At 39.7% G+C, this 24,334-nt stretch carries 22 protein-coding genes; 12 read left to right on the top strand and 10 right to left on the bottom strand.

Annotation, left to right across the window (positions count from 1 at the left end; genetic code table 11):
- Position 1: 1 nt before the first annotated feature.
- Genes yidD through rpmH form a run of 3 tightly spaced genes read right to left on the bottom strand, consistent with a single transcriptional unit; the run spans position 2 to position 890 of the window.
- Positions 2-322 carry a membrane protein insertion efficiency factor YidD gene (gene yidD, locus FTU06_RS14905; RefSeq protein ID WP_078189510.1) on the bottom strand — a complete coding sequence of 107 codons (321 nt, stop codon included), beginning with the start codon at positions 320-322 and terminating at the stop codon, positions 2-4.
- Between the two features lie 9 nt (positions 323-331).
- Positions 332-724, bottom strand: a complete 393-nt coding sequence (gene rnpA, locus FTU06_RS14900; RefSeq protein WP_078189509.1) for a ribonuclease P protein component — start codon at positions 722-724, stop codon at positions 332-334.
- Positions 725-755: 31 nt separating this feature from the next.
- Positions 756-890: a 50S ribosomal protein L34 gene (rpmH, locus tag FTU06_RS14895; RefSeq protein ID WP_000831329.1), complete on the bottom strand. Its 135-nt coding sequence runs from the start codon at positions 888-890 to the stop codon at positions 756-758.
- A 660-nt stretch (positions 891-1,550) separates the two neighbouring features.
- Between rpmH and dnaA the strand changes: the two genes are divergently transcribed.
- The 5 genes from dnaA (at position 1,551) to FTU06_RS14870 (ending at position 8,359) form a co-directional block, all read left to right on the top strand.
- The gene (gene dnaA / locus FTU06_RS14890) at positions 1,551-2,936 is read left to right on the top strand and encodes a chromosomal replication initiator protein DnaA (protein WP_180005504.1); all 1,386 of its coding nucleotides are present in this window, start codon (positions 1,551-1,553) and stop codon (positions 2,934-2,936) included.
- A gap of 108 nt (positions 2,937-3,044) precedes the next feature.
- The gene (dnaN, locus tag FTU06_RS14885; RefSeq protein WP_180005503.1) at positions 3,045-4,193 is read left to right on the top strand and encodes a DNA polymerase III subunit beta; all 1,149 of its coding nucleotides are present in this window, start codon (positions 3,045-3,047) and stop codon (positions 4,191-4,193) included.
- A 23-nt stretch (positions 4,194-4,216) separates the two neighbouring features.
- Positions 4,217-5,299 carry a DNA replication/repair protein RecF gene (gene recF / locus FTU06_RS14880; protein WP_180005502.1) on the top strand — a complete coding sequence of 361 codons (1,083 nt, stop codon included), beginning with the start codon at positions 4,217-4,219 and terminating at the stop codon, positions 5,297-5,299.
- Positions 5,300-5,342: 43 nt separating this feature from the next.
- Positions 5,343-7,811, top strand: a complete 2,469-nt coding sequence (gyrB, locus tag FTU06_RS14875; protein ID WP_180147370.1) for a DNA topoisomerase (ATP-hydrolyzing) subunit B — start codon at positions 5,343-5,345, stop codon at positions 7,809-7,811.
- A 170-nt stretch (positions 7,812-7,981) separates the two neighbouring features.
- Entirely contained in the window at positions 7,982-8,359 is a 378-nt protein-coding gene (locus tag FTU06_RS14870) for a hypothetical protein (protein ID WP_180022817.1), read from the top strand.
- Positions 8,360-8,889: 530 nt separating this feature from the next.
- On the opposite strand, the gene FTU06_RS14865 is transcribed toward FTU06_RS14870, so the two are convergent.
- Positions 8,890-10,827 carry an ATP-binding cassette domain-containing protein gene (locus tag FTU06_RS14865; RefSeq protein ID WP_180147367.1) on the bottom strand — a complete coding sequence of 646 codons (1,938 nt, stop codon included), beginning with the start codon at positions 10,825-10,827 and terminating at the stop codon, positions 8,890-8,892.
- Positions 10,828-11,023: 196 nt separating this feature from the next.
- Here FTU06_RS14865 and FTU06_RS14860 point away from each other — a divergent pair, with 196 nt between their 5' ends.
- The 4 genes from FTU06_RS14860 to erpA all read left to right on the top strand — a co-directional run bounded on the left by FTU06_RS14860 (position 11,024) and on the right by erpA (position 14,974).
- The gene (locus tag FTU06_RS14860; protein ID WP_180022815.1) at positions 11,024-12,028 is read left to right on the top strand and encodes a putative solute-binding protein; all 1,005 of its coding nucleotides are present in this window, start codon (positions 11,024-11,026) and stop codon (positions 12,026-12,028) included.
- Positions 12,029-12,284: 256 nt separating this feature from the next.
- Positions 12,285-13,295 carry a putative solute-binding protein gene (locus tag FTU06_RS14855; RefSeq protein WP_180147364.1) on the top strand — a complete coding sequence of 337 codons (1,011 nt, stop codon included), beginning with the start codon at positions 12,285-12,287 and terminating at the stop codon, positions 13,293-13,295.
- A gap of 201 nt (positions 13,296-13,496) precedes the next feature.
- A complete protein-coding gene (locus FTU06_RS14850) occupies positions 13,497-14,504 on the top strand; it encodes a putative solute-binding protein (RefSeq protein WP_180147361.1) in 1,008 nt (335 codons plus the stop codon).
- 134 nt (positions 14,505-14,638) lie between these two features.
- Positions 14,639-14,974: an iron-sulfur cluster insertion protein ErpA gene (erpA, locus tag FTU06_RS14845; protein WP_078194440.1), complete on the top strand. Its 336-nt coding sequence runs from the start codon at positions 14,639-14,641 to the stop codon at positions 14,972-14,974.
- Positions 14,975-15,042: 68 nt separating this feature from the next.
- Here the strand turns inward: erpA and FTU06_RS14840 are convergent, their stop codons facing one another.
- The 4 genes from FTU06_RS14840 to grpE all read right to left on the bottom strand — a co-directional run bounded on the left by FTU06_RS14840 (position 15,043) and on the right by grpE (position 19,301).
- Entirely contained in the window at positions 15,043-15,420 is a 378-nt protein-coding gene (locus FTU06_RS14840) for a hypothetical protein (protein WP_171263823.1), read from the bottom strand.
- A 119-nt stretch (positions 15,421-15,539) separates the two neighbouring features.
- The gene (locus FTU06_RS14835; protein WP_180147358.1) at positions 15,540-16,451 is read right to left on the bottom strand and encodes a matrixin family metalloprotease; all 912 of its coding nucleotides are present in this window, start codon (positions 16,449-16,451) and stop codon (positions 15,540-15,542) included.
- A gap of 215 nt (positions 16,452-16,666) precedes the next feature.
- Complete coding sequence (gene dnaK / locus FTU06_RS14830) at positions 16,667-18,607, bottom strand: molecular chaperone DnaK (protein ID WP_078194438.1); 1,941 nt, start codon at positions 18,605-18,607, stop codon at positions 16,667-16,669.
- Positions 18,608-18,761: 154 nt separating this feature from the next.
- Positions 18,762-19,301: a nucleotide exchange factor GrpE gene (gene grpE, locus FTU06_RS14825; protein ID WP_111885723.1), complete on the bottom strand. Its 540-nt coding sequence runs from the start codon at positions 19,299-19,301 to the stop codon at positions 18,762-18,764.
- 938 nt (positions 19,302-20,239) lie between these two features.
- On the opposite strand from grpE, the gene FTU06_RS14820 reads away from it, so the two are divergent.
- The gene (locus FTU06_RS14820) at positions 20,240-20,467 is read left to right on the top strand and encodes a hypothetical protein (RefSeq protein ID WP_252725869.1); all 228 of its coding nucleotides are present in this window, start codon (positions 20,240-20,242) and stop codon (positions 20,465-20,467) included.
- Between the two features lie 182 nt (positions 20,468-20,649).
- Here FTU06_RS14820 and FTU06_RS14815 read toward each other — a convergent pair whose 3' ends face one another.
- Positions 20,650-21,219, bottom strand: a complete 570-nt coding sequence (locus tag FTU06_RS14815; protein WP_078194437.1) for a hypothetical protein — start codon at positions 21,217-21,219, stop codon at positions 20,650-20,652.
- 201 nt (positions 21,220-21,420) lie between these two features.
- On the opposite strand from FTU06_RS14815, the gene FTU06_RS14810 reads away from it, so the two are divergent.
- A complete protein-coding gene (locus FTU06_RS14810; RefSeq protein WP_180027164.1) occupies positions 21,421-22,491 on the top strand; it encodes an alpha/beta hydrolase in 1,071 nt (356 codons plus the stop codon).
- A gap of 63 nt (positions 22,492-22,554) precedes the next feature.
- Here the strand turns inward: FTU06_RS14810 and FTU06_RS14805 are convergent, their stop codons facing one another.
- Positions 22,555-23,226, bottom strand: a complete 672-nt coding sequence (locus tag FTU06_RS14805; protein WP_180027167.1) for an acetoacetate decarboxylase family protein — start codon at positions 23,224-23,226, stop codon at positions 22,555-22,557.
- A 101-nt stretch (positions 23,227-23,327) separates the two neighbouring features.
- On the opposite strand from FTU06_RS14805, the gene FTU06_RS14800 reads away from it, so the two are divergent.
- Positions 23,328-23,897 carry a peptidylprolyl isomerase gene (locus tag FTU06_RS14800; protein WP_180005529.1) on the top strand — a complete coding sequence of 190 codons (570 nt, stop codon included), beginning with the start codon at positions 23,328-23,330 and terminating at the stop codon, positions 23,895-23,897.
- The last annotated feature ends 437 nt before the right edge of the window (positions 23,898-24,334 follow it).

The following is a 24,334-nucleotide window of genomic DNA, read 5'->3' as shown; positions in this document are numbered from 1 at the left end:
ATTACCCCAAGTGGTTAGAGTGATTTTGGTTCAATAAACGTTCACGAAAGGGTACAGCAACGTGAAGCGTTTGAGAATCTATTTGCTGAAATGAAATAAAACGAATTGCTTTTGATGGAACAGGATCATAGCCTGAACCGCCCCAAGGATGACAACGGCAAATACGCTGAACAGCTAGACACACTCCACGTACAGCACCATGTTGATGGACTGCTTCCAAAGAATATTGAGAACATGTTGGAATATAACGACAGCGTGGTCCCAATAAAGGACTAATCGCAATCTGATAGAAACGAATGAGCCAATGCAGTAAACGAACCATTGGTCATCTCTACGCTTGTGGGGAGGTAGCTATTTTTTTATGCTTATTTGCAAGGCGCTGCAATTTTTGCCAAGCAAATTGTAATTGCTGATGCAACTCTGCATTCGGTACCGCCTCTATGCCCATTTTTGGCATAACGACAATATCTAATACATTAGACTGCTGTTGATGCAGGCGAAAACTTTCGCGTGCAAGTCGTTTTACTCGATTTCTTTCATGTGCGCGGCGCACTTTTTTCTTAGCAACAACAATACCCAAACGGCTATTCGGCTGTTCGGAGATTTTTGCTAGAAATAAGAAATGGGGTTGATGCACTTTAAAAAGCGCACCATCGAACACACTTTTATAATCGGCAGCACAGTGTATTCGCACATCTGTGCTAAAGCCGTAAAGTGTTGTCATAACACCCAAGTCTTGACAGTCTTAACTGAAATTAAACAGTTAAGCTGTGACGACCTTTTGCACGACGACGCGCTAATACTTGACGGCCAGCTTTAGTAGCCATGCGAGCACGGAAACCATGAACGCGTTTACGTTTCAACTCAGAAGGTTGGAAAGTACGTTTCATATCGAAACTCCAAAAATGATCTTTCAGTAAAGGTTCGCGATTTTAGTGCTCATTGCTTGAGCTGTCAATGAAAAACACGCTTTCTTTCAAAATCTAGGCTGTGATACATCAAGATAATATAAGGATTAGAAATCAGTCAGAAAGTTTTAAATTAAAATATCCACAAACTAAATCATTGTATATATTAATCATTTAAGTTATCTTCAATTTTACTCACAGATTTATCCACAATCTCGAATTTGTGAATTGGTTTTTATGAATTTAAATTTGAATTTAAACCAACCATCAAGTTATCCCCAGAATGGGTCGATCTTATAAATAAATTCAAATTTTAAAATTTAAATTTATTACTATTAGTGTTGATATTTTCTGTGGAAAACGTGTTTTTAGATTTAAAAAACAAATGGTTACATTGTGGGTAATGATGTTTTTATAATTTTGATAGTTTGTGGATAACTTTGTGCTACAATTTATCCACAGCTTGCGGATAAACTTATCCACACGTGATTTAAATTTAAATTTAAACTCAATTTGCGTTTTTTTGATCGATTTCGACTGATTTGTTCATGACAGATGTGGATAAGATGGTTAGAATGGCTGCCCGCTTAGGCGGGGTTGAATTATTTTTTTACGTACAATGGACTGAAATAGGGGTTTCACATGCTTTGGACAGACTGCTTAACTCGCTTGCGACAAGAGCTTTCAGGAAATGTCTATACAATGTGGATACGCCCACTGGTGGCAGAAGATGCAGGTGATAGTCTAAAACTCTATGCACCGAATCCGTATTGGACACGCTATATTCAAGAGCACCATTTAGAACTGATTTCAATTTTAGCGGAACAGTTGTCTGAAGGTCGGGTACGTAAAGTCGAGATTTTGGTCGATTCACGGCCTGGTGCAATTTTATCTGCAGCTGAGCAACCTGCAACAACCACCGCAGCATTAGAGTCAACGCCACAAGTGTCGGCACCAACACGTCCTAAAAAAGAAAAAGAAGAGACGTCTTCAAAAAATAACCGTAAGCGTCAGCTTAACCCATTATTTACCTTTTCCTTGTTTGTTGAAGGTCGTTCCAATCAGATGGCGGCAGAAACCTGTCGTAAAGTCTTGACGCAGCCCGGTGCTTCGCAACATAACCCGTTATTTTTATATGGACCGACTGGTTTAGGTAAAACCCATTTAATGCAAGCCGTAGGTAATGCATTATTGCAAGCGAAGCCGAATGCACGTGTGATGTACATGACGGCTGAAAGTTTTGTACAAGACTTTGTGAGCTCGTTACAGCAAGGTAAGGTCGAAGAATTTAAGAAAAACTGTCGTTCGTTAGATTTGTTATTGGTGGATGATATTCATTTGTTGGCGGGTAAAGAGGCCAGCTTGGTTGAGTTTTTCTATACCTTCAACGCGTTATTAGATGAATCTAAGCAAATCATTTTAACCTCAGATCGTTATCCAAAAGAACTGACTGAACTTGATCCACGTTTGGTTTCACGTTTTTCGTGGGGCTTATCGGTGGGTGTGGAACCACCTGATATTGAAACCCGTATTGAAATTTTACTGAAAAAAGCGGAAAGCAATGGGGTGGAACTTCCACGGAATTGTGCGCTGTTTATTGCTCAACAAGTGGTTGCCAATGTCCGTGAACTAGAAGGTGCGCTGAATAAAGTCGTAGCCATTTCTCGTTTTAAAGGCACCCCAATCGATCTAGATGTGGTGCGTGAATCGTTAAAAGATGTGTTGGCAATTCGTGCGCGCACCATCAGTACTGAAAACATTCAGCGTGTGGTGAGTGAATATTTCCGTATTCCATTGAAAGAATTGGTTGGTCCAAAACGTACACGTATTTATGCACGTCCACGTCAGTTGGCTATGGGGCTAGCACGTGAACTGACAGGGGATAGTTTCCCTGAAATTGGTATGGCTTTTGGTAATCGTGACCACAGTACTGTGATGCATGCCTGTGAAAAAGTACAAAGCCTGCGTGAAGAAGATCCAATCTTCAATGAGGACTATAAAAACTTGCAACGTCTGCTGCAAAGTTAAGTCTTTTCGTTCAAATTCTGTTCTTGCAATGCGGTATATTCTGCCGCATAGTACACTGCTAAAAAATTAATTTATTTTGTCTATCTTCAGTTTTTAGAGGAATGTATCGTGCGTTTAAAAATCGCGAAAGAAAGCTTACTGAATGTTCTATCACATGTCGTAGGAGCGGTTGAACGTCGCCATACCTTAAATATTTTATCCAATGTAAAAGTACAGGTAACTGAGCAAGCTTTGACCATTACCGGTTCAGATCTTGAAGTTGAACTGGTTGCAAGCACACCACTTACTGAAGGTGCATGTTTACAAGCAGGAGTGACGACTGTTCCTGCACGTAAATTGATGGATATCTGTAAATCATTACCGTCAGCGGCATTGATTGATTTGCAAATTACTGAAGATCAACGTTGTATTTTAAAATCTGGCAACAGTCGTTTTGTATTGGGTACTTTGCCTGCAGAAGACTATCCATTATTAACCACTGAAAATACTCAAGGCACTCAAGTCGGTGTGACTCAACGTGAGTTAAAGCGTTTATTTGAAAAAACGTCTTTTGCCATGGCGGTTCAAGATGTGCGTTTTTATTTGACGGGTACTTTGCTTGAAATTGATGAAAATCAATTGCGTGCAGTAACGACCGATGGTCACCGTTTAGCGATGTGTGAAACAGTGGCAAGCTCGAATGCGACACAAGCAATGCAAGCGATTGTTCCACGTAAAGCTGTAGGTGAATTGCAGCGTCTATTGAGTGTTGAAGACGAGCAATTATCGTTGTTAATTGGTCGTGAATTATTAAATGTAACGATTACCATTGCCAGCCGTGATAAAGAGCAGGGTGATATTACCGTACGTTTCACCACAAAATTGATCGATGGTAAATTCCCTGACTACCGCCGTGTGATTCCACGTGGTGGTGATAAAAATGTGCGCATTGCACATGATGTATTTAAACAATCACTGCAACGTGTAGCGATTTTAAGTAATGAAAAATTGCGCGGCGTATTCTTGAAGTTTGATGCGGACACTTTACAACTTCGTGCCAATAACCCTGAGCAAGATGAAGCTATCGAAGATCTCGCAATTCAATATGCTGATGCACCGATGGAAATGTCATTCAATGCACAGTACTTATTGGAAGTTCTGAATGTATTGGATGGTGATGATGTTGCAATGACCATGACAGAAGCCAACCAATCTGTATTGGTACAAGATCCACAACAACAAGATCAAACCTATGTTGTGATGCCAATGCGTGTTTAATTCGGACTGACGTCTCAATTATTATGCATATCACGCGTTTACATGTAGAACGTGTTCGAAATTTAAAGACGGTTGCACTCTCTGGGTTGCAACCGTTTAATGTCTTTTATGGGCAAAATGGTTCAGGCAAAACTTCTGTATTAGAAGCAGTACATTTGCTGGCAACTGGACGTTCTTTTCGAACTCATATTCCGAAAAATTATATTCAAAATAACAGCCCTGACGCTGTCGTCTTTGCGCAGTCTGCAACAGACCGCATTGGTATGCAAAAAATGCAGTCGGGCGAGCAAGTGATAAAAATCAATGGCGACCTTGTGGGGACACAAGGGCAGTTGGCCAAGATTTTACCGCTACAACTCATCGATCCACAAAGTACCGATATTATTGATCATGGTGCGAAGCCACGACGTCAACTTTTAGATTGGTTGATGTTCCACGTGGAACCGGAGTTTTACCATGCATGGCAATATTATGCACGGGCATTAAAACAGCGGAATAGTTTGCTGAAATCACGACGTCATTTGAGTCTGTCTGACTTAGAACCGTGGAACAAAATGCTCAGTGATTATGGTGAGATATTACATAGTCTGCGCAGTAATGTGGTGGAACAGTGGACTCGATATTTCCAACAAGATCTCCAAGCCTTATTGCCGCATTTAACAGTGACGTTGGAATATAGTGCAGGCTTTCATGCCGAAACAGGGCTGTTGAATGATCTGACCAATCAGCACTTTAAAGACTGCGAACGTGGCTATACTGAGTATGGTCCGCACCGTGCAGATTTAAGGTTAAAAACCGCTATGGGGGATGCAGATGTTGTGCTCTCTCGTGGGCAAAAAAAGTTATTGATCATGGCGTTAAAACTGTCACAGATTGCAATGCTACATGCTTGTAATAAGGAAACTGTGGTATTATTAGATGATCTGACAGCAGAATTAGATTTAACCGCACAACAGCGTTTAATTGAGCGTTTAAGCCATCTTGGTAGTCAAGTTTTTATTACCACTTTAGACCATGATTCAGTGCAAAAACACTTACATGATTTATCTATTTCTTATCAATTATTCAAAGTTGAAAATGGTACGGTGCAGGCTGTTGTGCAATGAAATACCACCTTTGGATAGACCTATTTTTCACTAGGGAGAAACCATGAGTTCAGAAGATCAAGCTGCTTCTCAAACAGAACAAACCATAGAAAAAGCTTATGATTCCTCTAGCATCAAAGTATTACGTGGTCTAGACGCTGTACGTAAGCGTCCGGGCATGTATATTGGTGATACTGACGATGGTACTGGCCTACACCACATGGTGTTTGAAGTTGTCGATAACTCAATTGATGAAGCGTTGGCAGGTCATTGTGACGAGATCAATGTAACCATCCATGAAGATGAATCTGTAAGCGTATCGGATAACGGCCGTGGTATTCCTACCGACATTCACCCAGAAGAAGGTGTTTCTGCAGCAGAAGTGATTTTAACGATTCTGCATGCGGGCGGTAAATTTGACGATAACAGCTATAAAGTTTCAGGCGGTCTACACGGTGTAGGTGTATCCGTGGTGAATGCGCTTTCAAGCAAGCTCGAATTAACCATTCATCGTGCAGGTCAAATCCACCAGCAAGAATATAAACACGGTGATTCCGTGTATCCATTAAAAGTGGTGGGTGATACAGATCGTACAGGTACACGTGTGCGTTTCTGGCCAAGTGCTGAAACCTTCAGTCAAACGATTTTTAATGTCGATATTTTGGCGCGTCGTTTACGTGAATTATCGTTCCTGAATGCAGGTGTACGAATTGTGCTACGTGATGAACGTATCAATCTAGAGCACGTTTATGACTATGAAGGTGGTTTGTCTGAGTTTGTAAAATATATCAACCAAGGCAAAACCCATCTGAATGATATCTTCCACTTCACTACTCAAGCCGATAATGGCATTGGTGTAGAAGTTGCATTGCAGTGGAATGATTCTTATCAAGAAAATGTTCGTTGCTTTACCAACAACATTCCACAAAAAGATGGTGGTACGCATTTAGCGGGTTTCCGTGCTGCATTAACCCGTGGCTTAAACAGCTACATGGAAAGCGAAAACTTACTCAAAAAAGAGAAAGTGGCGGTTTCTGGTGATGATGCACGTGAAGGTTTAACTGCGATTGTTTCGGTGAAAGTGCCTGATCCAAAATTCTCTTCGCAAACCAAAGAAAAATTGGTGTCGAGCGAAGTGAAAACTGCGGTTGAGCAAGCGATGAATAAATCATTTGCTGAATATCTTTTAGAGAACCCACAAGCCGCTAAATCGATTGCAGGCAAGATTATTGATGCAGCACGTGCGCGTGATGCAGCACGTAAAGCACGTGAAATGACACGTCGTAAGAGTGCGCTGGATATTGCTGGTTTGCCAGGTAAATTGGCCGATTGTCAGGAAAAAGATCCTGCATTGTCTGAACTTTACTTAGTCGAAGGTGACTCTGCGGGCGGTTCTGCAAAACAAGGCCGTAACCGTAAGATGCAAGCGATTTTGCCACTGAAAGGTAAAATCCTCAACGTGGAACGTGCACGTTTTGACAAGATGATTTCTTCACAAGAAGTGGGAACACTGATTACTGCTTTAGGTTGTGGTATTGGCCGTGAGGAATATAACCCAGATAAACTGCGTTATCACAAAATCATCATCATGACCGATGCTGACGTCGATGGTTCGCACATTCGTACGCTACTGTTGACCTTCTTCTTCCGTCAAATGCCAGAACTTGTGGAACGTGGATATATTTATATTGCACAGCCACCGTTGTATAAGCTGAAAAAAGGCAAGCAAGAACAGTACATCAAAGATAATGATGCGCTTGAGACTTACCTGATTTCAAATGCAATTGATGAGCTTGAATTACACATCAGTGCAGAAGCACCAGCCATTCGTGGTGAGGCTTTAGCGGGTGTGATTGCGGATTATCAAACCTCTCAAAAGAGTTTGCATCGTCTTACTGTACGTTATCCTGCAAGTGTGTTGGATGGTTTATTGGCAGTAGAAGGCTTTAAGTTAGATCACGCAAATAACCAAGACTATGTACAGACTTGGGGGGAGCAGCTACGTGCCAATATTGAGAAAACTCAGCCTAGCTTACGTCCTGAATTAAGCTTAGAAACGTTTGAGCATGAAGATACCGAAAGCAATAAGTCAGCGACCTATTTCCCGCGTATTACCATCTATGTTCATAACTTACCGCACCAATACTTGTTAGATTCAGGTCTATTGGGTTCAGGTGAATATGCGCGTTTGCTCAAAAATTCGAAGAGTTGGTTCACATTATTGGAAGAAGGTGCTTACCTACAAAAAGGCGAGCGCAAAATTCCAGTGAGTAGCTTCCATCAGGTTTGGCAAAACATCCTACAAGACTCACGCCGTGGCATGATGATTCAGCGCTATAAAGGTTTGGGTGAGATGAATGCTGAACAGCTTTGGGAAACTACAATGGATCCTGAGAACCGTAACATGCTGCAAGTAACGGTACAGGATGCGATTGAAGCTGATCGTATGTTCTCTTGCTTGATGGGTGATGATGTGGAACCACGTCGTGCTTTCATTGAAGAAAATGCGTTAAATGCGGATATTGATGCCTAAATTCTGATTACAGAATCATTCAAAAAAGCACTCTTCGGAGTGCTTTTTTTTGTGCTATCTTAAATAAAATTGAATATTAAATCGCCAATTTGTGTTTTATAAAATTGACTTATTCTGATGCTAAGCTCACATCAAATTGAACTTAGCAGCTAAAAATAAGAGGTCTATATATGATGGACAATCAACTTGAACACATTCGTGACATCTGGGTAAATGCATTTTTTACCGGAAATTATACCGTTCTAGCCGAATACGAAGATGAGCACTTTAAGGTGGTTTATGAGCAAGACGGGCGTGTCGAAAGTAATTATGTCCGCTATGAACGTATTGCACATGCGGTGAAAAATGGGGTTTGGAAACCACAAAAACCAGACGTAGAATTTGAAGAATATGAGTTTAATCGTGACCAAACTGAGTGCAAAATTTTAATTGGTTTAGCTGAAACACTGCAGCAAATACAGGAAATCTGGCATTTTGATCAGACCTGGAAAATACAAGAATTACGTTTTTTAAAGGCAAAAAAAGCCCATCCTTCTGCCTTATCTTAAACAATAAAAAGTTTAAATTGATGTAGTCAGTGGAGATAAAATGCATCCATCTTGCAAATGTGGATAAGTTTTGTGAATTTTCACATTTAATAGTGTTCAACATCAAAGTCATTTATAATTGTGGATAATATCATTTAAAAATATTTATCCACAAAAAGGTGGTTCGATATTTTGAATTTAAAAAATAAAAATGAATTTAAAACCAAGATTTGAATTTAAAAATGGCTTTTGTGGATAACTGTGGCAATGAGTTTGATGTGAAGTGTATTTTTTGAATTCATTTATAAAAGTAGGGTAAAAGCGATCGCTGAATTTCTAGATTCTTTCCGAATAGAAATGCCTTAACGATGCAATAACCAGTTGGATATGAACATTCGATTTTTTAAATATTTTTTAGATTTATAGTGTGATTATTATTGTGAAGTATTAATAAAAAATCGCCGTGGAACATTTAAATTTCACGGCGATTGATTTTTTGAGCTTAAGTTAGGTTTTCTTAATAATGCAAATCTAGGGTTTTGCTTTTTAAATTAAGCCTCAAAACTACTTTCCATTTCTTCTAATTCCATCATTAATTCAAGCATTTGCTCTTCGACAGATTCAAGTTTGGCTTTTAATTCTGTTTGCTCATTCATAAGTTTGAGTAAGTCATCTTTACGACTGGCTTCATATAAAGCACTGTCTGCTAATAATTCCTCGATTTCGTTTAAGCGTGGCTGAATCTTGCTGATTTGCGCTTCATTTTTTTCAATGTTTTTACGAATCGGGCGGGTCAATTCACGCTGACGTGCAGCTTCTTTACGCTGCGCTTCTTTATCGACTTTAGAAATCGTCTGTTTAGTTTCAACTTGAGATTTGATGGGAGTCGGGGCTTGTTGGCTATTTTTCATCATGTCAATCCGTGCTTGACGCAGCCAATCGGCATAAGCCACGAGGTCACCATCAAATTCGCGACATTTACCATGATGTACCAACAATAATTCGTCACAAACGCTGGCAATCAATTGACGTTCATGCGAAACCAAAACCACAGCGCCTTCAAAGTCTTGTAATGCCATAGTCAGGGCATGACGCATATCAAGGTCTAAATGGTTGGTCGGTTCATCTAGAATTAAAACATTGGGACGTTGCCAAACAATCAAAGCCAAAGCTAATCGTGCTCGTTCACCGCCTGAAAAGCCTTCACTTGGTGTATCCATGCGTTCGCCACTAAAACCAAAGCTGCCTAAAAATGAACGTAATGCAGCTTCACTGATTTTTTTGTCAGCAATTCGAGATAGTTGCAACATCGGGCTGGCATTGCCATCTAGAGCATCCATTTGATGCTGTGCAAAATAGCCAATATTCAATAGTTCAGAGGCTTTGCGCATCCCTTGTAATAAGGGAAGGTCACCAACCAAGGATTTAATTAAGGTTGATTTACCCGCACCATTCATTCCCAGTAAACCAATGCGACTGTTTGGGGTAATCTGTAAATTTACATTGGTGGCAATCAGTTTGTCACCATAGCCAATATCGACATGTTCCATTTGTAACAGTGGTGAGCTCATTTTGGTTGGCTCACGGAAACTAAAGGTAAATGGCGTATCGACATGTGCGGCAGAAAGTTCTTGCATGCGTTCTAATTGCTTAATACGGCTTTGCGCCTGCTTAGCTTTAGTGGCTTTGGCTTTAAAACGGTCAATAAATTTTTGGAGATGCGCACGGGTTTCGAGTTGTTTTTCATAGGCTTGTTGCTGTTGTGCCAAGCGCTCAGAACGGGTGCGTTCAAAGGTCGAATAGTTGCCGGTGTAAAGCGTCAGCTCTTGATTTTCAATATGTAAAATATGATCAGTCACCGCATCTAAGAAATCACGGTCATGTGAAATTAAGATCAGTGTGCCTTCGTAAGCTTTTAACCAATCTTCTAACCACAAAATCGCATCTAAGTCTAAGTGGTTTGTTGGTTCATCGAGTAATAATAGGTCAGAACGGCTCATTAGGGTACGCGCAAGGTTTAAACGCATACGCCAACCACCAGAAAAGCTTGAAACATTGAGTTGGGACTGATGTTCAAAGAAACCTAGGCCAGCCATCAGTTGTGAGGCTTTGGATGGAGCTGTATAGCCATGGATTTCATCAAATCGGCCATATAAGTGTGCCAGCGCTTCATTGTCTAATTGTTCTGGATGTTCAAGTTTATGTTGTATATCCCAATATTCTTCATCGCCTGATAGAACGAAATCAATCGCTTTCATATCCAACGCTTTGATTTCTTGCGCCATATGCGCGACGGTCCATACTGCAGGACGTGTTAATGAACCACCATCAGATTCCATTCCACCTAAAAGTGCAGAAAAAAGAGTCGATTTACCTGCACCATTTACACCGGTTAAGCCGATTTTCCAGCCTGGATGCAATTGCATAGATGCTTTTTGAAATAAAACACGCCCACCGCGACGAATGGAAAGTTGGTCTAACTGAATCATGGAACTAACTAAACAAGAAGAATGTGAGGCTATTCTAATGGATGGCTTTGCAAAAGAAAAAACAAAGCATCGCAACCATCTGAAAAAATGTGACAGATTCCACGTATTTAGGTATATTGAATGGGCTTTAGTATTAAAAAAATATTTCAAGTTGTTGTTTTAAATGGATTAATAAAACATATTGGGAATATAAGAAATGAGAAAAGGAATTTTAATTTTATCGCTTCTTTCAGGTGTGATGTCTGCACAAAGCTATGCCAATCAGAAGGTCTGTGTGTTCGATTTACTTGGAAAAGCAGGGGAATCTTATAAGCTAATGGAAGAGTGGTCTCTAGCCAGTAAGGCATGGGGAGCACAAGTTCAACTGATTTCATATCAAGATGAATCCAAAGTCGATAAAGATTTTAAAGAAGGGAAATGTGACGCATTTTATATGACCTCGATGCGGGCACGTGCGTATAACAAATTTGCTGGTTCGATTGATGCCATTGGCGGTGTACCGAACAATACCATCGCACAAAAAGCCATTACCTATGTCTTAGATAAGCGGAACAGTAAGCGACTGATTACCAATTCAGGTAAAGATAGTTATGAAGTGGCAGGGATTGGGCAAATTGGTTCAGCCTATATTTTTGTCCGTGATCGCAATATCAATAATTTAGAAAAAGCTGAAGGTAAAAAATTTGCCATTTTGCATTATGACTATGCGCAAAAAGAGATGGTCGACCGTGTCGGCGCTGTGCCAGTCATGTCGGAAATTTCCAATTTTATTCGCAAATTTAATCAGGCCGAAGTTGAAATTGTGGCTGCGCCGGCTTATGCCTTTAAGCCACTCGAAATTTCAAAAGGCTTAGGCACTACTGGGGCGATGGTTAATTTTCCTGTGGTGAATGTCACGGCAGACCTGATTATTCGTAACAATAAATTCCCAGATGGTTTTGCTGAACCCTCTCGGCAATGGTTCGTTAAACAATTACCGAAAAGTTTTGCCATGGTAAAACGCATGGAAGCTGAAATTCCTGCCAAATATAAGATGAATCTCAGCAAAGATGATCAGTTGAAATATCAGAAAATTTTGCGTGAAGGACGGATGGATTTAACCAAACAAGGAATCTACGACTCCACCATGATGACGGTACTGAAAAAAGCACGTTGTACGATTGAGCGAACCAATTTTGAGTGTTCAGTGGCGGGTGAATAAGCTTTTTTCTGTATTTCTTTGTAAAGTTTCATAAAAAGGCTGTAAATGCAAAAAGCCTTTTTTGCATACAACATGATGATTATATTTATAATTTTGCCTTAAATAAAAAAGTGATATTAATCACAAAAAAACAGAATGTGCCAAAATGACATAAATAAATGGAGTAAATGCTCTATTTTTTTTAAATTAACTTGCTTAATATCGGCGTTGTGTAAGGACACCTCTGAACCATAAAAAGATTTGAAAGGAAAATAGAATGAAAAAAATGCTCCTATCATTGGCTACATTTGCTGCAATTGGCTTTGCTGGTTCAGCTCAGGCAGCAAAAGTAGATATCTGTGTATTTGACTTATTGGGTAAGTCAGGTGAGTCATACCAAATGGCTCAGGAATGGGCGCTTGCAGCAAAAGGCTGGGGTGCTGAAATTAACTTAATTCCGCGTCAAGATGAAGCAGTAGCCGACAATGATTTTAAAGCGGGTAAATGTGATGGCGTATTTATGACGGCAATGCGTGCTCGTCAATACAATAAATTTGCAGGTTCGATTGATGCGCTTGGTGGCGCACCGAGCAATGCAATTGCGCAACGTGCGATTACCTTTGCATTAGACCAACGTAATGCTGCAAAAATGGTCAGCAACCTAGGTGGTAAGAAATACGAAGTGGCGGGTATTGCTCCACTGGGTTCAGCATTCATCTTTGTCAAAGACAAAAAAATTGACTCAATTGAAAAAGCAGCAGGTAAAAAGTTTGCAGTATTAGGCTATGACGAAGCACAAAAAATTATGGTGCAACGTGTCGGCGCTCAAGCTGTGGTTTCAGATGTATCTAACTTTGTGGCGAAGTTTAATAATGGTCAGGTCGATATGGTGGGTGCGCCTGCGTATGCCTACAAACCATTAGAGATTTATAAGGGTTTAGGTACCAATGGTGCGATGTTTAACTTCCCAGTTTTACAAGTGACCGCGGACTTTATTATTCGTCCTGATCAGTTCCCAGCAGGCTTTGGTCAAAAATCTCGTGATTGGTTTGTGAAACATTTACCGAAGAGTATTGCGATGATTAACCGTTTAGAGGCGGGTATTCCTGCGAAATATAAACTTAACTTAAGTGCAGAAGATAAAACCAAATATCAAAAATTATTGCGTGAAGGTCGTATGGATATGACGAAACGTGGCATTTATGATGCGGGCATGATGTCAGTATTGAAAAAGGCACGTTGTTCTGTCGATAAAGCCAATTTTGAATGTTCACTTAGCGGCGAATAAACTGATATTTAAAGAAAAAAGCCTGGATTTATCCGGGCTTTTTTTCGCAAATGCACAGGTCATTTTCGCCATTGAGTCAGCAAAATATTCAGGTAATCTAAATTGAAATCGAGGGCTGTGAGTATATTTAATCATACTCCGCATGACCCAAAAATCAAAAAATGGTTAAAACAAAAACAGTAAAAAACAAGGAAAGTCAGTATGAAACAATGGACAAAGGCATTGAGTATTGCTGCTGCGTTAATGGCGGTGAATGGCGTAGCTCAAGCAAAGCAAGTGGTGTGTGTATTTGATTTGGTTGGTAAAAATGGTGATGTTTTTACCCTGATGAGAGATTACCAATTGGCGGCAAAAAACTGGGGCGCAGACATTGAGCTCCGCGTCAGTCAAAATGAAGCGGTGATTGCGGAAGATTTTAAAGCCGGTAAATGTGATGGGATCAGTGTCACAGGTATGCGTGGTCGTCAATTTAATAATTTTACCGGTTCTTTAGATGCGATTGGTGCAATTCCAGATTTGAAACTTGCGGTTAAAGTGATGCAAGGCCTTGCGAGTCCAACGTTTGCAAAGAGCATGGTCAATAGTAAATATGAAGTGGTAGGTGTGATTCCTGTAGGTGATGCCTACCTGTTGGTGAATGACCGTAGTATCAATACTGTCGCTAAAGCAGCAGGTAAAAAAATTGCGGTGCTTGATTATGATGAAGCGCAGAAAATTATGGTGCAACAGGTGGGGGCTCAAGCGGTCAGTGCTGACGTGACCAATTTTGGCGCTAAATTTAACAATGGTCAGGTGGATATTATTGGTGCACCTGCAGCGGTGTTTAAACCCTTGGAGTTACATAAAGGTTTAGGTAGTAAAGGTGCAATTGTTAATTATCCAATTTTACAAGTGACGGGTAATATCATTATTCGCCCAGATAAATTCCCAGCGGGATATGGGCAAAAATCACGTGATTGGGTCAAAACACAATTACCTCGTGCATTCACGATATTAGGCAAAATGAAGTCAGAAATCCCAGCTAAATATTGGATGGATGTTCCAACGGCAGACAAAGCTGGCTATCAAAAAATGATGCGTGAAGCGCGTATTGATTTGACTAAACGTGGTATCTACGACAAGCGAATGATGAAACTATTATGGCAATTCCGCTGTAAACAAGACCCTAAAAACTTCGAATGCGCATTACAGGAAGAAAACTATAAATAAGTTTTAAATGAATCTTGAGAAAAATACTCTGATTTAACTTTAAACTGTGAAGACTGACCATATATTGAGTATGTTATACTTGAAATATGGTCTTTTCTTTTTAAAGACACCCCAATGACTCAGAGGAATCCATCATGAATGCTCAAGCACTTGTGCTGACTGACAATGCTGCCAATAAAGTACGCCAATTGCGTGAGAGTGAAGGTAATCAAGACCTTATGTTACGTGTATATGTGACTGGTGGTGGTTGTTCAGGTTTCTCATATGGGTTTAATTTTGCTGAAAGCCAAAACGAAGATGATGCTGAATTTATCAATGGTGATGTGAAGATGTTGGTTGATTCACTGAGCTATCAATATTTAGTTGGTTCAACAGTCGACTATATTGAAGGTCTTGAAGGTTCTCGATTTGTGGTTCAAAACCCGAATGCGACAACCACGTGTGGATGTGGATCTTCATTCTCGATCTAATCGCGATGATGAATTGAGCCATAAAAAAGCCCTCATTTAGAGGGCTTTTTTAATGTTTAAAATCGATATTAGGCTTCAAATTTTAGTGCTTCTAATAGATCTAAAATTACGGTAGTCACGTCTTGAGTCAATTGATAATTATTAAAAATTTCATATGCCGTAATGGTGACATCGGTATCACTCGGAAGCAGGCGTTGTTCTTCTTCGATGAGGTCACGGATCGGCAATAGGGTTTGTTTGACCTGTAAATGCAAGACATCTTTAAACTCAAGATTTTCGTCTTCGAGCTCAATTAATTGCTCATTAAAAAAGGGTAAAAGTACCGCATGGAGATAAGGTTGAATGTCTGTAATATCAAAAATCTCAATATCACGGGTTTGTTCAATCGTGCTGATGTGGTCATTCACTTCAATTAAGATATGGTAGTAACTCACATTGCTCTCCACGGAAGATGTCATTAATATAAGGGGATTATTGCAGATCAACAATAACATGAAATGCTAATTATTGTTGGTGAATCCTATAATATCCTTATAGATTGTATGGTTTTTTTGCTCAGTGTGTTCTAACGATAATATAGTAAGCCTTGGTCTGCTGGCATCAGTTTAAAGTTTTCTAATTGTTGCGCGCCTAAGATTGGGTACATTAATGCAGCAGGGTCATTATGGTGAGATAAGCCGAGAGCATGTCCGAGTTCGTGGGCAAGGGTAAGGCGTAAATCATCTTCGGCATCAAATTGATAAATCTGAATCTGATCGCCCATAAAGACACCTTTATGAAACTCTCGAGCAGGAAAGCGCTGACTGGCTTGTATCACGCCTGCATTATATTGATCGATTTGCTGGTTATAGCTTAAGACTTGTTGGTTAAATTGATCATTTTGCTGATTAAATCGATCTATTTCTTGGTCTAATTGCATCGCTTGTGCTTTAACTTGCTCAAGTTCTCTTTCAACGCGTTGCATATTGGGGCCTTGTGCATGCTCGATTTGGTTCCAGTTCATACGTTCTTGCGACAGCTGTGCAATTTCCGCACGAATCATGGCTTGTTTTGATCGGAGCTGTTGCTCATTCATCTCCAGACCTTTTCTCGAATTTGCTAAGTTCTCGGCATATAAATCATTACGGGCTTTATCTGCGGCTAAGGTCTTTTGGACTTGCTTATAGGCATTGTATTGTTCTTGGCGATCATCATAAATGAGATGGATCGCCAGTTGTGCATCTGGGTCATAGATAAATAACGGCTTGAGCGTCCCTTTATGCCATATCTCTGCGGCCTCTTGGCTAAGTTGAATGACTTGTTGTTGGCTTAATCCAAAACGTGGATCGACATCAGCAACTCGATAACGCAAACGGGTATCGAGAGGGTGTAAAAGTCGATCTGAAATTGAATTAAATTTCAGTTGAGGATGCTGCTTGGTTTGAAAGATCCACCAAGTACTCAAAACGATGACAACAATAATTAAAATCAAACGCATAGCGTCGCAAAACTTGATTATTTTGCATTAATTTAACTGAAATTTAGTGCTATGGAAATCGAAGTTTAGATCGATGGTGAGTCGAGAAGAATGTGGCTGTTTGAACGTTAGCGTGTTATTTGAATATAGCCTGATGCAGATGAAATCATCTACAAAAAAACCGCGCTTTCGCGCGGTTTTTTTTAAGTTTTGAAAAACTCAGTTAAAGCGACAAATTATTTTTTGTCATCTTTCACTTCAGTGAACTCAGCATCTACAACGCCGTCATCTGCTTTTTGAGCTTGACCTTCAGCGCCTTGGAAAGCGTTAGGATCAAAACCTTCAGCACCGCCTTGACCTTGTGCAGCTTCATAAGCACGTTGAGTGATCGGCATAATGATGTTTTGAAGTGCTTCAGTTTTCGCTTTGATTGCATCTACATCGTTTTCTTTAGTCGCTGCTTCGAGCTCAGCTACAGCAGCATCGATTGCAGATTTCTCATCAGCAGTTACTTGTTCGCCAAGATCTTTTACTGCTTTTTGAGCAGAAGAAACAAGTGCATCAGCTTCGTTACGTGCTTTCGCTAATTCTTCAAATTTACGATCTTCTTCAGCATTCGCTTCAGCATCTTTGATCATCGCTTCAATTTCAGCATCGCTCAAACCAGAGTTAGCTTTAATTTGAATTGATTGCTCTTTACCTGTGCTCTTATCTTTTGCAGATACTTTCAAGATACCATCAGCGTTGATGTCAAATGATACTTCAATTTGTGGTACACCACGTGGAGCAGGTGGAATATCGCCCAATTGGAAGTTACCCAACAATTTGTTTTGTTGAGCCATTTTACGTTCACCTTGGTAAACTGAAATGTCTACAGCTGGTTGGTTGTCTGCAGCAGTTGAGAACACTTGAGATTTCTTCGCAGGAATCGTCGTGTTTTTCTCAATGATCGCTGTTAACACGCCACCCATTGTTTCAATACCAAGTGTAAGCGGAGTTACGTCAAGAAGAAGTACGTCAGTTTTATCACCTGAAAGTACTGCACCTTGAATCGCAGCACCCATCGCTACAGCTTCATCTGGGTTCACGTCTTTACGTGGCTCACGGCCGAAGAACTCTTGTACTTTTTGTTGTACAAGTGGCATACGAGACTGACCACCCACCAAGATTACGTCAGAGATGTCAGAGGTTGAAAGACCTGCATCTTTAAGTGCAATCTTACATGGTTCAATTGTACGAGCAACCAATTCAGCAACTAAACCTTCAAGTTTAGAGCGAGTCACGTTGATCACTAAGTGTTTAGGACCAGTCGCATCTGCTGTGATGTATGGAAGGTTGATTTCTGTTGCATTCGAAGAAGAAAGCTCGATTTTTGCTTTTTCAGCAGCTTCTTTTAAACGTTGAAGTGCAAGCGGATCTTGTTTCAAGTTTACGCTTTGTTCTTTCTTGAACTCTTCAACCAAGTATTCAATTAATGCATTATCGAAGTCTTCACCACCAAGGAATGTATCACCGTTTGTAGACAATACTTCGATTTGTTGGTCGCCATCAAGGTCAGCGATTTCAATGATTGATACGTCGAAAGTACCACCACCTAAGTCGTAAACCGCAACTTTACGGTCGCCTTCTTTTTTGTCCATACCGAACGCAAGTGCAGCAGCCGTTGGTTCGTTGATGATACGTTTAACATCTAAACCAGCAATTTTACCTGCATCTTTAGTCGCTTGACGTTGAGCATCGTTAAAGTACGCAGGAACAGTAATTACCGCTTCAGTTACTGTTTCACCAAGGTAGTCTTCAGCTGTTTTTTTCATCTTTTTCAAGATTTCAGCAGAGATTTGTTGTGGTGCAAGTTTCTTGTCGTTTACATCAACCCAAGCATCGCCATTGTCAGCTTTGATGATTTTGTAAGGTACAAGGCCGATATCTTTTTGCACAGCTTGGTCTTGGTACTTACGACCGATCAAACGTTTGATTGCAAATAATGTGTTTTTAGGGTTAGTCACTGCTTGACGCTTAGCAGATTGACCGACAAGGATCTCGCCGTCTTTATACGCAATAATAGATGGGGTTGTACGAGCGCCTTCAGCGTTGTCGATTACTTTTACTTTGTCGCCTTCAAGTACTGCTACGCAAGAGTTTGTAGTACCTAAGTCAATACCAATGATTTTCGCCATTTGGATGTTTCCTCTAAAATTCTTTTATTCCCAAACTCTTCCCTTTCTCAAAGGGAAATAAAAAGGGATTTACTTGTTATCCGATATGAGAGCCAATCAAAAATTTTCAAGTAATATTGGTTAAAATTTTTAATTCGTCTCAGAAAATTTGGGTTTATGCACCAACCATAACCATAGCTGGACGTAATAGACGACCGTTTAAGCTATAGCCTTTTTGCAATACTGTCCCGATTTCATTCGATTTGGCATTTGGATCGATGCCCACAGCTTGGTGAAGATCTGCATTGAAACCATTTGCAGTATCCACAGCAACCACACCAAATTTTTCTAAAGTGCTGAGCAATGATTTCAGTGTAAGTTCTACACCTTCAGATAAACCTGATTTTTCATCACCTGCCGCAGCAATCGCGCGTTCAAGGTTATCAACTGACTCAAGCAATTGTTTTGCAAATTTTTCCAGCACAGTATCTTTATGCTTTTCAGATTCGCGTTGAATGCGTTCTACACTTTTTTGCGCTTCATATACGGCATTTGCAGTACGTGCTTTTTCAAGTTTTAAGCTTTCTTCTAAATTGGTGATTTGTGCTTGTAAATCTTCAACTGAAACTTCAGCTTGCTCGTTTTCAGCTTGAGTTTGCTGTTCTGCTTGCTCTTGTTGAAGATCTTGAGCGTCTTGGTTTTGCTCAGTCGCCATTGATTTACTCCGTTTAAATGGGTTCTTAAACATGTTCAGTCCTTATAGCTGTGCGTTCAAACGACATCGATGCGTAACTGCCATGCGTTTTGAATTCATGATTAATAAAAGAAATCGGGGCAGGGGATAAAAATTCAAGCGAAGTCAGCGATTAAATGCAGTTTTTTATTCAAATAAATTGTTTTTCAGCAAAATATCGACTGCAAAATTAAATTCTATGAAAATATAAATTATTGATTTGAATGTATAATTATATTTTGATCGGATTTATAGATTTTCATCATAAATTTTAACGGTTTCTCTTTGTGCCTGAAAATTTGCATAATTTATCTATCGGAAGTGACCATATCCACTGGAGAGAGGGATATGGTGACTACCTCTAGATTTTAGAAACACTTTTCCATGCTGATTTCCCAAGAATCAGCATTTTTTTTGCCTCAAAAAATAGTGGTTAATATTTATACATAAAAACTCTTAGTATCAGTTTTATTAAATATTTCACAAAAAATGATCAGCACAGTATTCTTTGTTTCAGATTCTATCGCTGTAGTTTCTTAATTTATTTCAAATGTGTTTTTCATGGCCTGCTTCTCTCATAAGCAGGCTTTTTTTTGCATGAAATTTATAAAAACAGCCACTTAAGTAACTGAGTTGCAAGTTTTGTTGAACTTTGTTGTATTCAAAAGCTGTGATCACGCTTTATTCAAAAATCATTTATATTTATTTTTTTAATAAAAAACAAAGCACTTGAGTTAAAAAAATGATGTAAAGCCTCAATATAAAAGAAAACTGCCTGATTAATAAAACATTTCATAAGCTGTACCGTGCCTCGTACAAAGTACAACTCAGAAGGTGGGAACTTCACAGAATTATTTTCCATTATGACTCGGGCAAAGTTGAGCTTTGCTTTTAATGATTCAATGAAGGAAATAATGAAGATGAAAAAAATTGGTTTATTCGCTGTCGCAGTTTTAGGTTTTGGTTTAGCTGCGGTAGGTTGTACTTCTCAAGAAACTGTAGAATCTCCAGAAACCGCACAAGTAACGTCTGCAACTGAAGCATCTGTAACGACAGAGCAATCGGGTGCTGTGGTTCAAGCAGATCCATCAGCTCAAGGTGCTGAAGTTCAATCTGCGCCTGCACCACAACCTACAATTCAGCAATAAGATTGTTTAATGCTCTCTGACCTGTAACAACAGGCAGTCAAGAATAGACAGAAGATAGGATGCCTCTTCTGTCTATTTTCTTTTCTATTGCTTTTTTTTATCTTTTCTATTTTTAGTGAACGAAAAAAAAGCCCATCATGTAGATGAGCTTTTTACTTTTAACCGATCTGCAAAAACAACAATTAACGGCGATTTTCCCACGCGCGACGACGTTCTTCAGCCGCTTTACGTTGTTGATCTGATGCCTTTCTTAAATCTTGAATATTTTTTTTGCGCTCTTGCTCAATTTGTTTTCTACGATCTTGACTGGCTTTACGGCGCTGTTCTTCTAAGCGCTGACGCTCTTTGCTGACTTTTTGACGATCTTGTTCAGCACGTTTACGACGTTCAGCTTCAGAGTATTTACGCTGTTGTTCTAGACGTTGACGTTCGAGTTCGTTTTTACGACGATCCCACTCTTGTTGATTTTTACGATTCTGTTCCCAGTTACGCTGGTCAAGTTGCTGCTTTCTACGTTCGAGCTCTAAACGATTACGTTGTTGTTGCTGACGTTCCCATGTACGGCGGTCTTGTTCATAACGACTGTCGTAACGGCGATCATAACGATTATCATAGCGTCGATCATTATGATCATAACGGCGGTCATAACGTTGATCATAACGTCCATCGTAGTAACCATCTTCAGGGAATGCTACGCAGCCTACAGCCAAAAAAGCAGTCGCAAAAGACAGAAGGATGATCTTTTTAGCCATGGTGAGTATCCTTTATCGAGAATGGGTTAGCATAATCAACCCATAAAACTTGGGTAAATTGTCAATGACAACTCTATAAAAGAAGATTAGCTTAACTAGGTCTGTACTATGTATGTCGATGTTGAGACTTATATGTGAATATGGTCACATTTGACCTAGATCATGTAGAAAGTATGAAGAGCATAATTCGAAGGATAGAGCATGTTTGCATTGAATGAATCACTTAAAAATATGAAAGATAAAGGCCAAGGTACGGCTGCTCGGTTACTTGATCGTCTTCCTAACTTTGCCAAAGAAAGCCTCGCAAAACGTCTCGATTATCCGTTTATTTTTCCAGAATTAGATCCGCTGGTGAAATGCATGATGGCGGCTCAACTCAAGCAAGGTAAGTCAGGCTTTGTGACCGAAGACTATGTGAAGTCTCGTAAATTATTTGATTTACAGATGGAGTCGATCAAGACCAAGCCGACCTTTGTGAAACAAGTGCAAGATATACGTCTACCTTTACAAAGTGCAACGCTGTTTGCGCGTCATTATCATCCTGCTCCAAATAAAAAATTACCGATGATCGTGTTTTATCATGGTGGTGGTTTTGTGGTGGGTGGTTTAGACACGCATGATGAAGTTTGTCGTTTATTGGCTGTGCATGCCAAAACACAAGTTTTAAGTATTGATTATCCTTTAACACCAGAAGCCAGCCCAGCTCAATTAATGCAAAGTTGTGAAGATGCATTGGCTTGGACTTATCAAAATAGTCGTCAGTTTAAAATTCTAAAAAATCGAATTGCGGTGGCAGGGGATAGTGCAGGCGGCAATATTGCTACTGCGGTTGCACAGCGCAGTGCTCAAAAAGTTTTTGCCCCGCAAGCTCAACTATTAATTTACCCAGTAGTGGATTTCAAGAGTCGCCACCCATCTTTCTATGCTTATAAAGATGGTCTAGTTCTGACTGAAAAAGATATTGATGTCGTAACGGCTTTATATGCAGAACAACATGCAGTGGCCTTAGATGATCCATTAATTTCACCAACCTATGGAAAATTGGCAGGTATCGCACCCGCGTATATCGTGACAGCAGGGCATGACGTTTTACATGACGAAGGTGAAATTTATTCGCATAAACTCCGTCAGCAAGGGGTGAAAGTGTTTTATCAAGAATATACCGATCAAACCCATGGCTTTATTAACTTAACCCCGGTTTCGCACCGAGCTAAAAAATACGTGATCGAGATCAGTACGAAGTTCCGTAAATTTTGGGATAAACGTAGCTAATCATTCCTTTATATAAAGTAAACCCAGTGTTTCACGTGAAACACTGGGTTTTTATTTATTGGGTTATTTATCTTGGATTTTTGCAGCAGGAAAAACGAGGCTAAATTCTGGGATATAAAAGCTTTGCAATAATCGTGCTTCAGAAAAATTTGGAAAAATGTCCTGTGTGTTGTGCCATTCTACCTGTTTCAGTTTAGAGAGCCGTCCACGAAACTTCGGTGAAAATTGATAACGCTTACCTTCCCACGCTTGTCTGATTTGCAACATCGCTGCAGGGATATGATGACTATTAATATAGAAAGAACGCTGTGAACGTGATTTTTTTAAACGGATCTGCATTTTGTGTTGTTCAACTTCTATAGTACAGACCACTTCATTGTCATGTTGTTGCCATTCAAACTTTGCCAACTCTTTAGGAATACCCCAGAGTTTTTGACCATGAATGACAGAGATATCTGTCGAAACATAAATCTTAGGAATCGAACTTAACCTTTTCTTACTCCATAAAGGGTGATCTAAAATTAGCAATTCGTCATAAGGGCCCACAGGTGAATCATGGTATCGGACCAATAACACCTGAACCACACGACCTAAAGGCGATGTCGCTAAACGGAACATCTGCGCTTGTTGGATAAAACTCGGAGAGATCCAATAATTCAAAATAAAAGCATCGCCACGCAGTTGCCAAGGCGGTAAATGTGTCAATGCAGTGTCCGACGGTATTATTTGCGTCATCATTGTTCTCGTTTTAATAATGGCAGAATAATTACTTTTTAATCATCAAAGACTAATATACAGTCAATAACAAGTACGAGATCAACCAGAAGAGTTAGCAAATGTTAAAACAGATTTTATTTACCGCAGCACTTGGCTGTGTGAGCTTAAGCAGTTTTGCTGCCAATACTATTGTCGAAATGAAAACCTCTCAAGGTAATATTGAAATTGAGCTATTCAATGACAAGGCACCTATCTCAGCTAAAAACTTTGAAAGCTATGCAAAAGAAAAATTTTATAACGGCACGATCTTTCATCGTGTGATTCCTGGATTTATGGTTCAGGGTGGGGGTATGGATGTCAAAATGCAGGAGAAGCCAACAAAAGCGGCTATTAAGAATGAATCAAGTAATGGCTTGAGCAATAAACGCGGCACATTGGCAATGGCACGGATGAATCATCCTGATTCAGCAAGTAGTCAGTTCTTTATTAATGTTGCAGACAATGACTTTCTCAATAAAAGTGCAATGAATGCGGGATATGCTGTTTTTGGTAAGGTCACTAAAGGTATGGATATCGTCGATAAAATCGTAAAAGTTCCAACTGCGAACTATGGAATGCACCAGAATGTCCCTGTAAACCCAGTGGTTATACAGAGTGTGGTGATTAAAGCAGCACCTGTAAAAAACTAAGCACACAAAATAGGAAAAATATTTTACATGATATTTGTAATAAATATCATGTATTTATGTGAATAAAGTGTGTTTTTTGAACCATAATGGTGCATAAAAATAAAACACTCGTGTTCTTTGTGAGTGAAAAGCACTTGCACGTGTAAGAAATTGCCCTATAATGAGCACCATACCGACGAGATAGACGGAAACGAACGAAACGCGAAGCGTTGAGTTGTTAAGTTTATCGAAGTCCAGCTTCTAGCATTGACGAGATGTTAGGAAGATCATTAAGAGATTATGAAGAACAACTTGTGTGGATTTTTACTGATTGATTGATCGAAATTATTTTCATTGATTGATGGTAGAAATTACTCGAAGTTTATTTGAGCAAATTTTTGTCAGTAATTGATGAGCCAAGATTGGTACACTATATGTACTATTGATTTTAAACTGAA

Origin of the sequence: Acinetobacter sp. YH12052, from assembly GCF_013419835.1 — a bacterium.
In the GTDB taxonomy this organism is placed as follows: Bacteria; Pseudomonadota; Gammaproteobacteria; order Pseudomonadales; family Moraxellaceae; genus Acinetobacter; species Acinetobacter amyesii.
The sequence above is the reverse complement of the archived record's forward strand: the minus strand, read 5'-3'. Positions and strand labels throughout refer to the sequence as shown.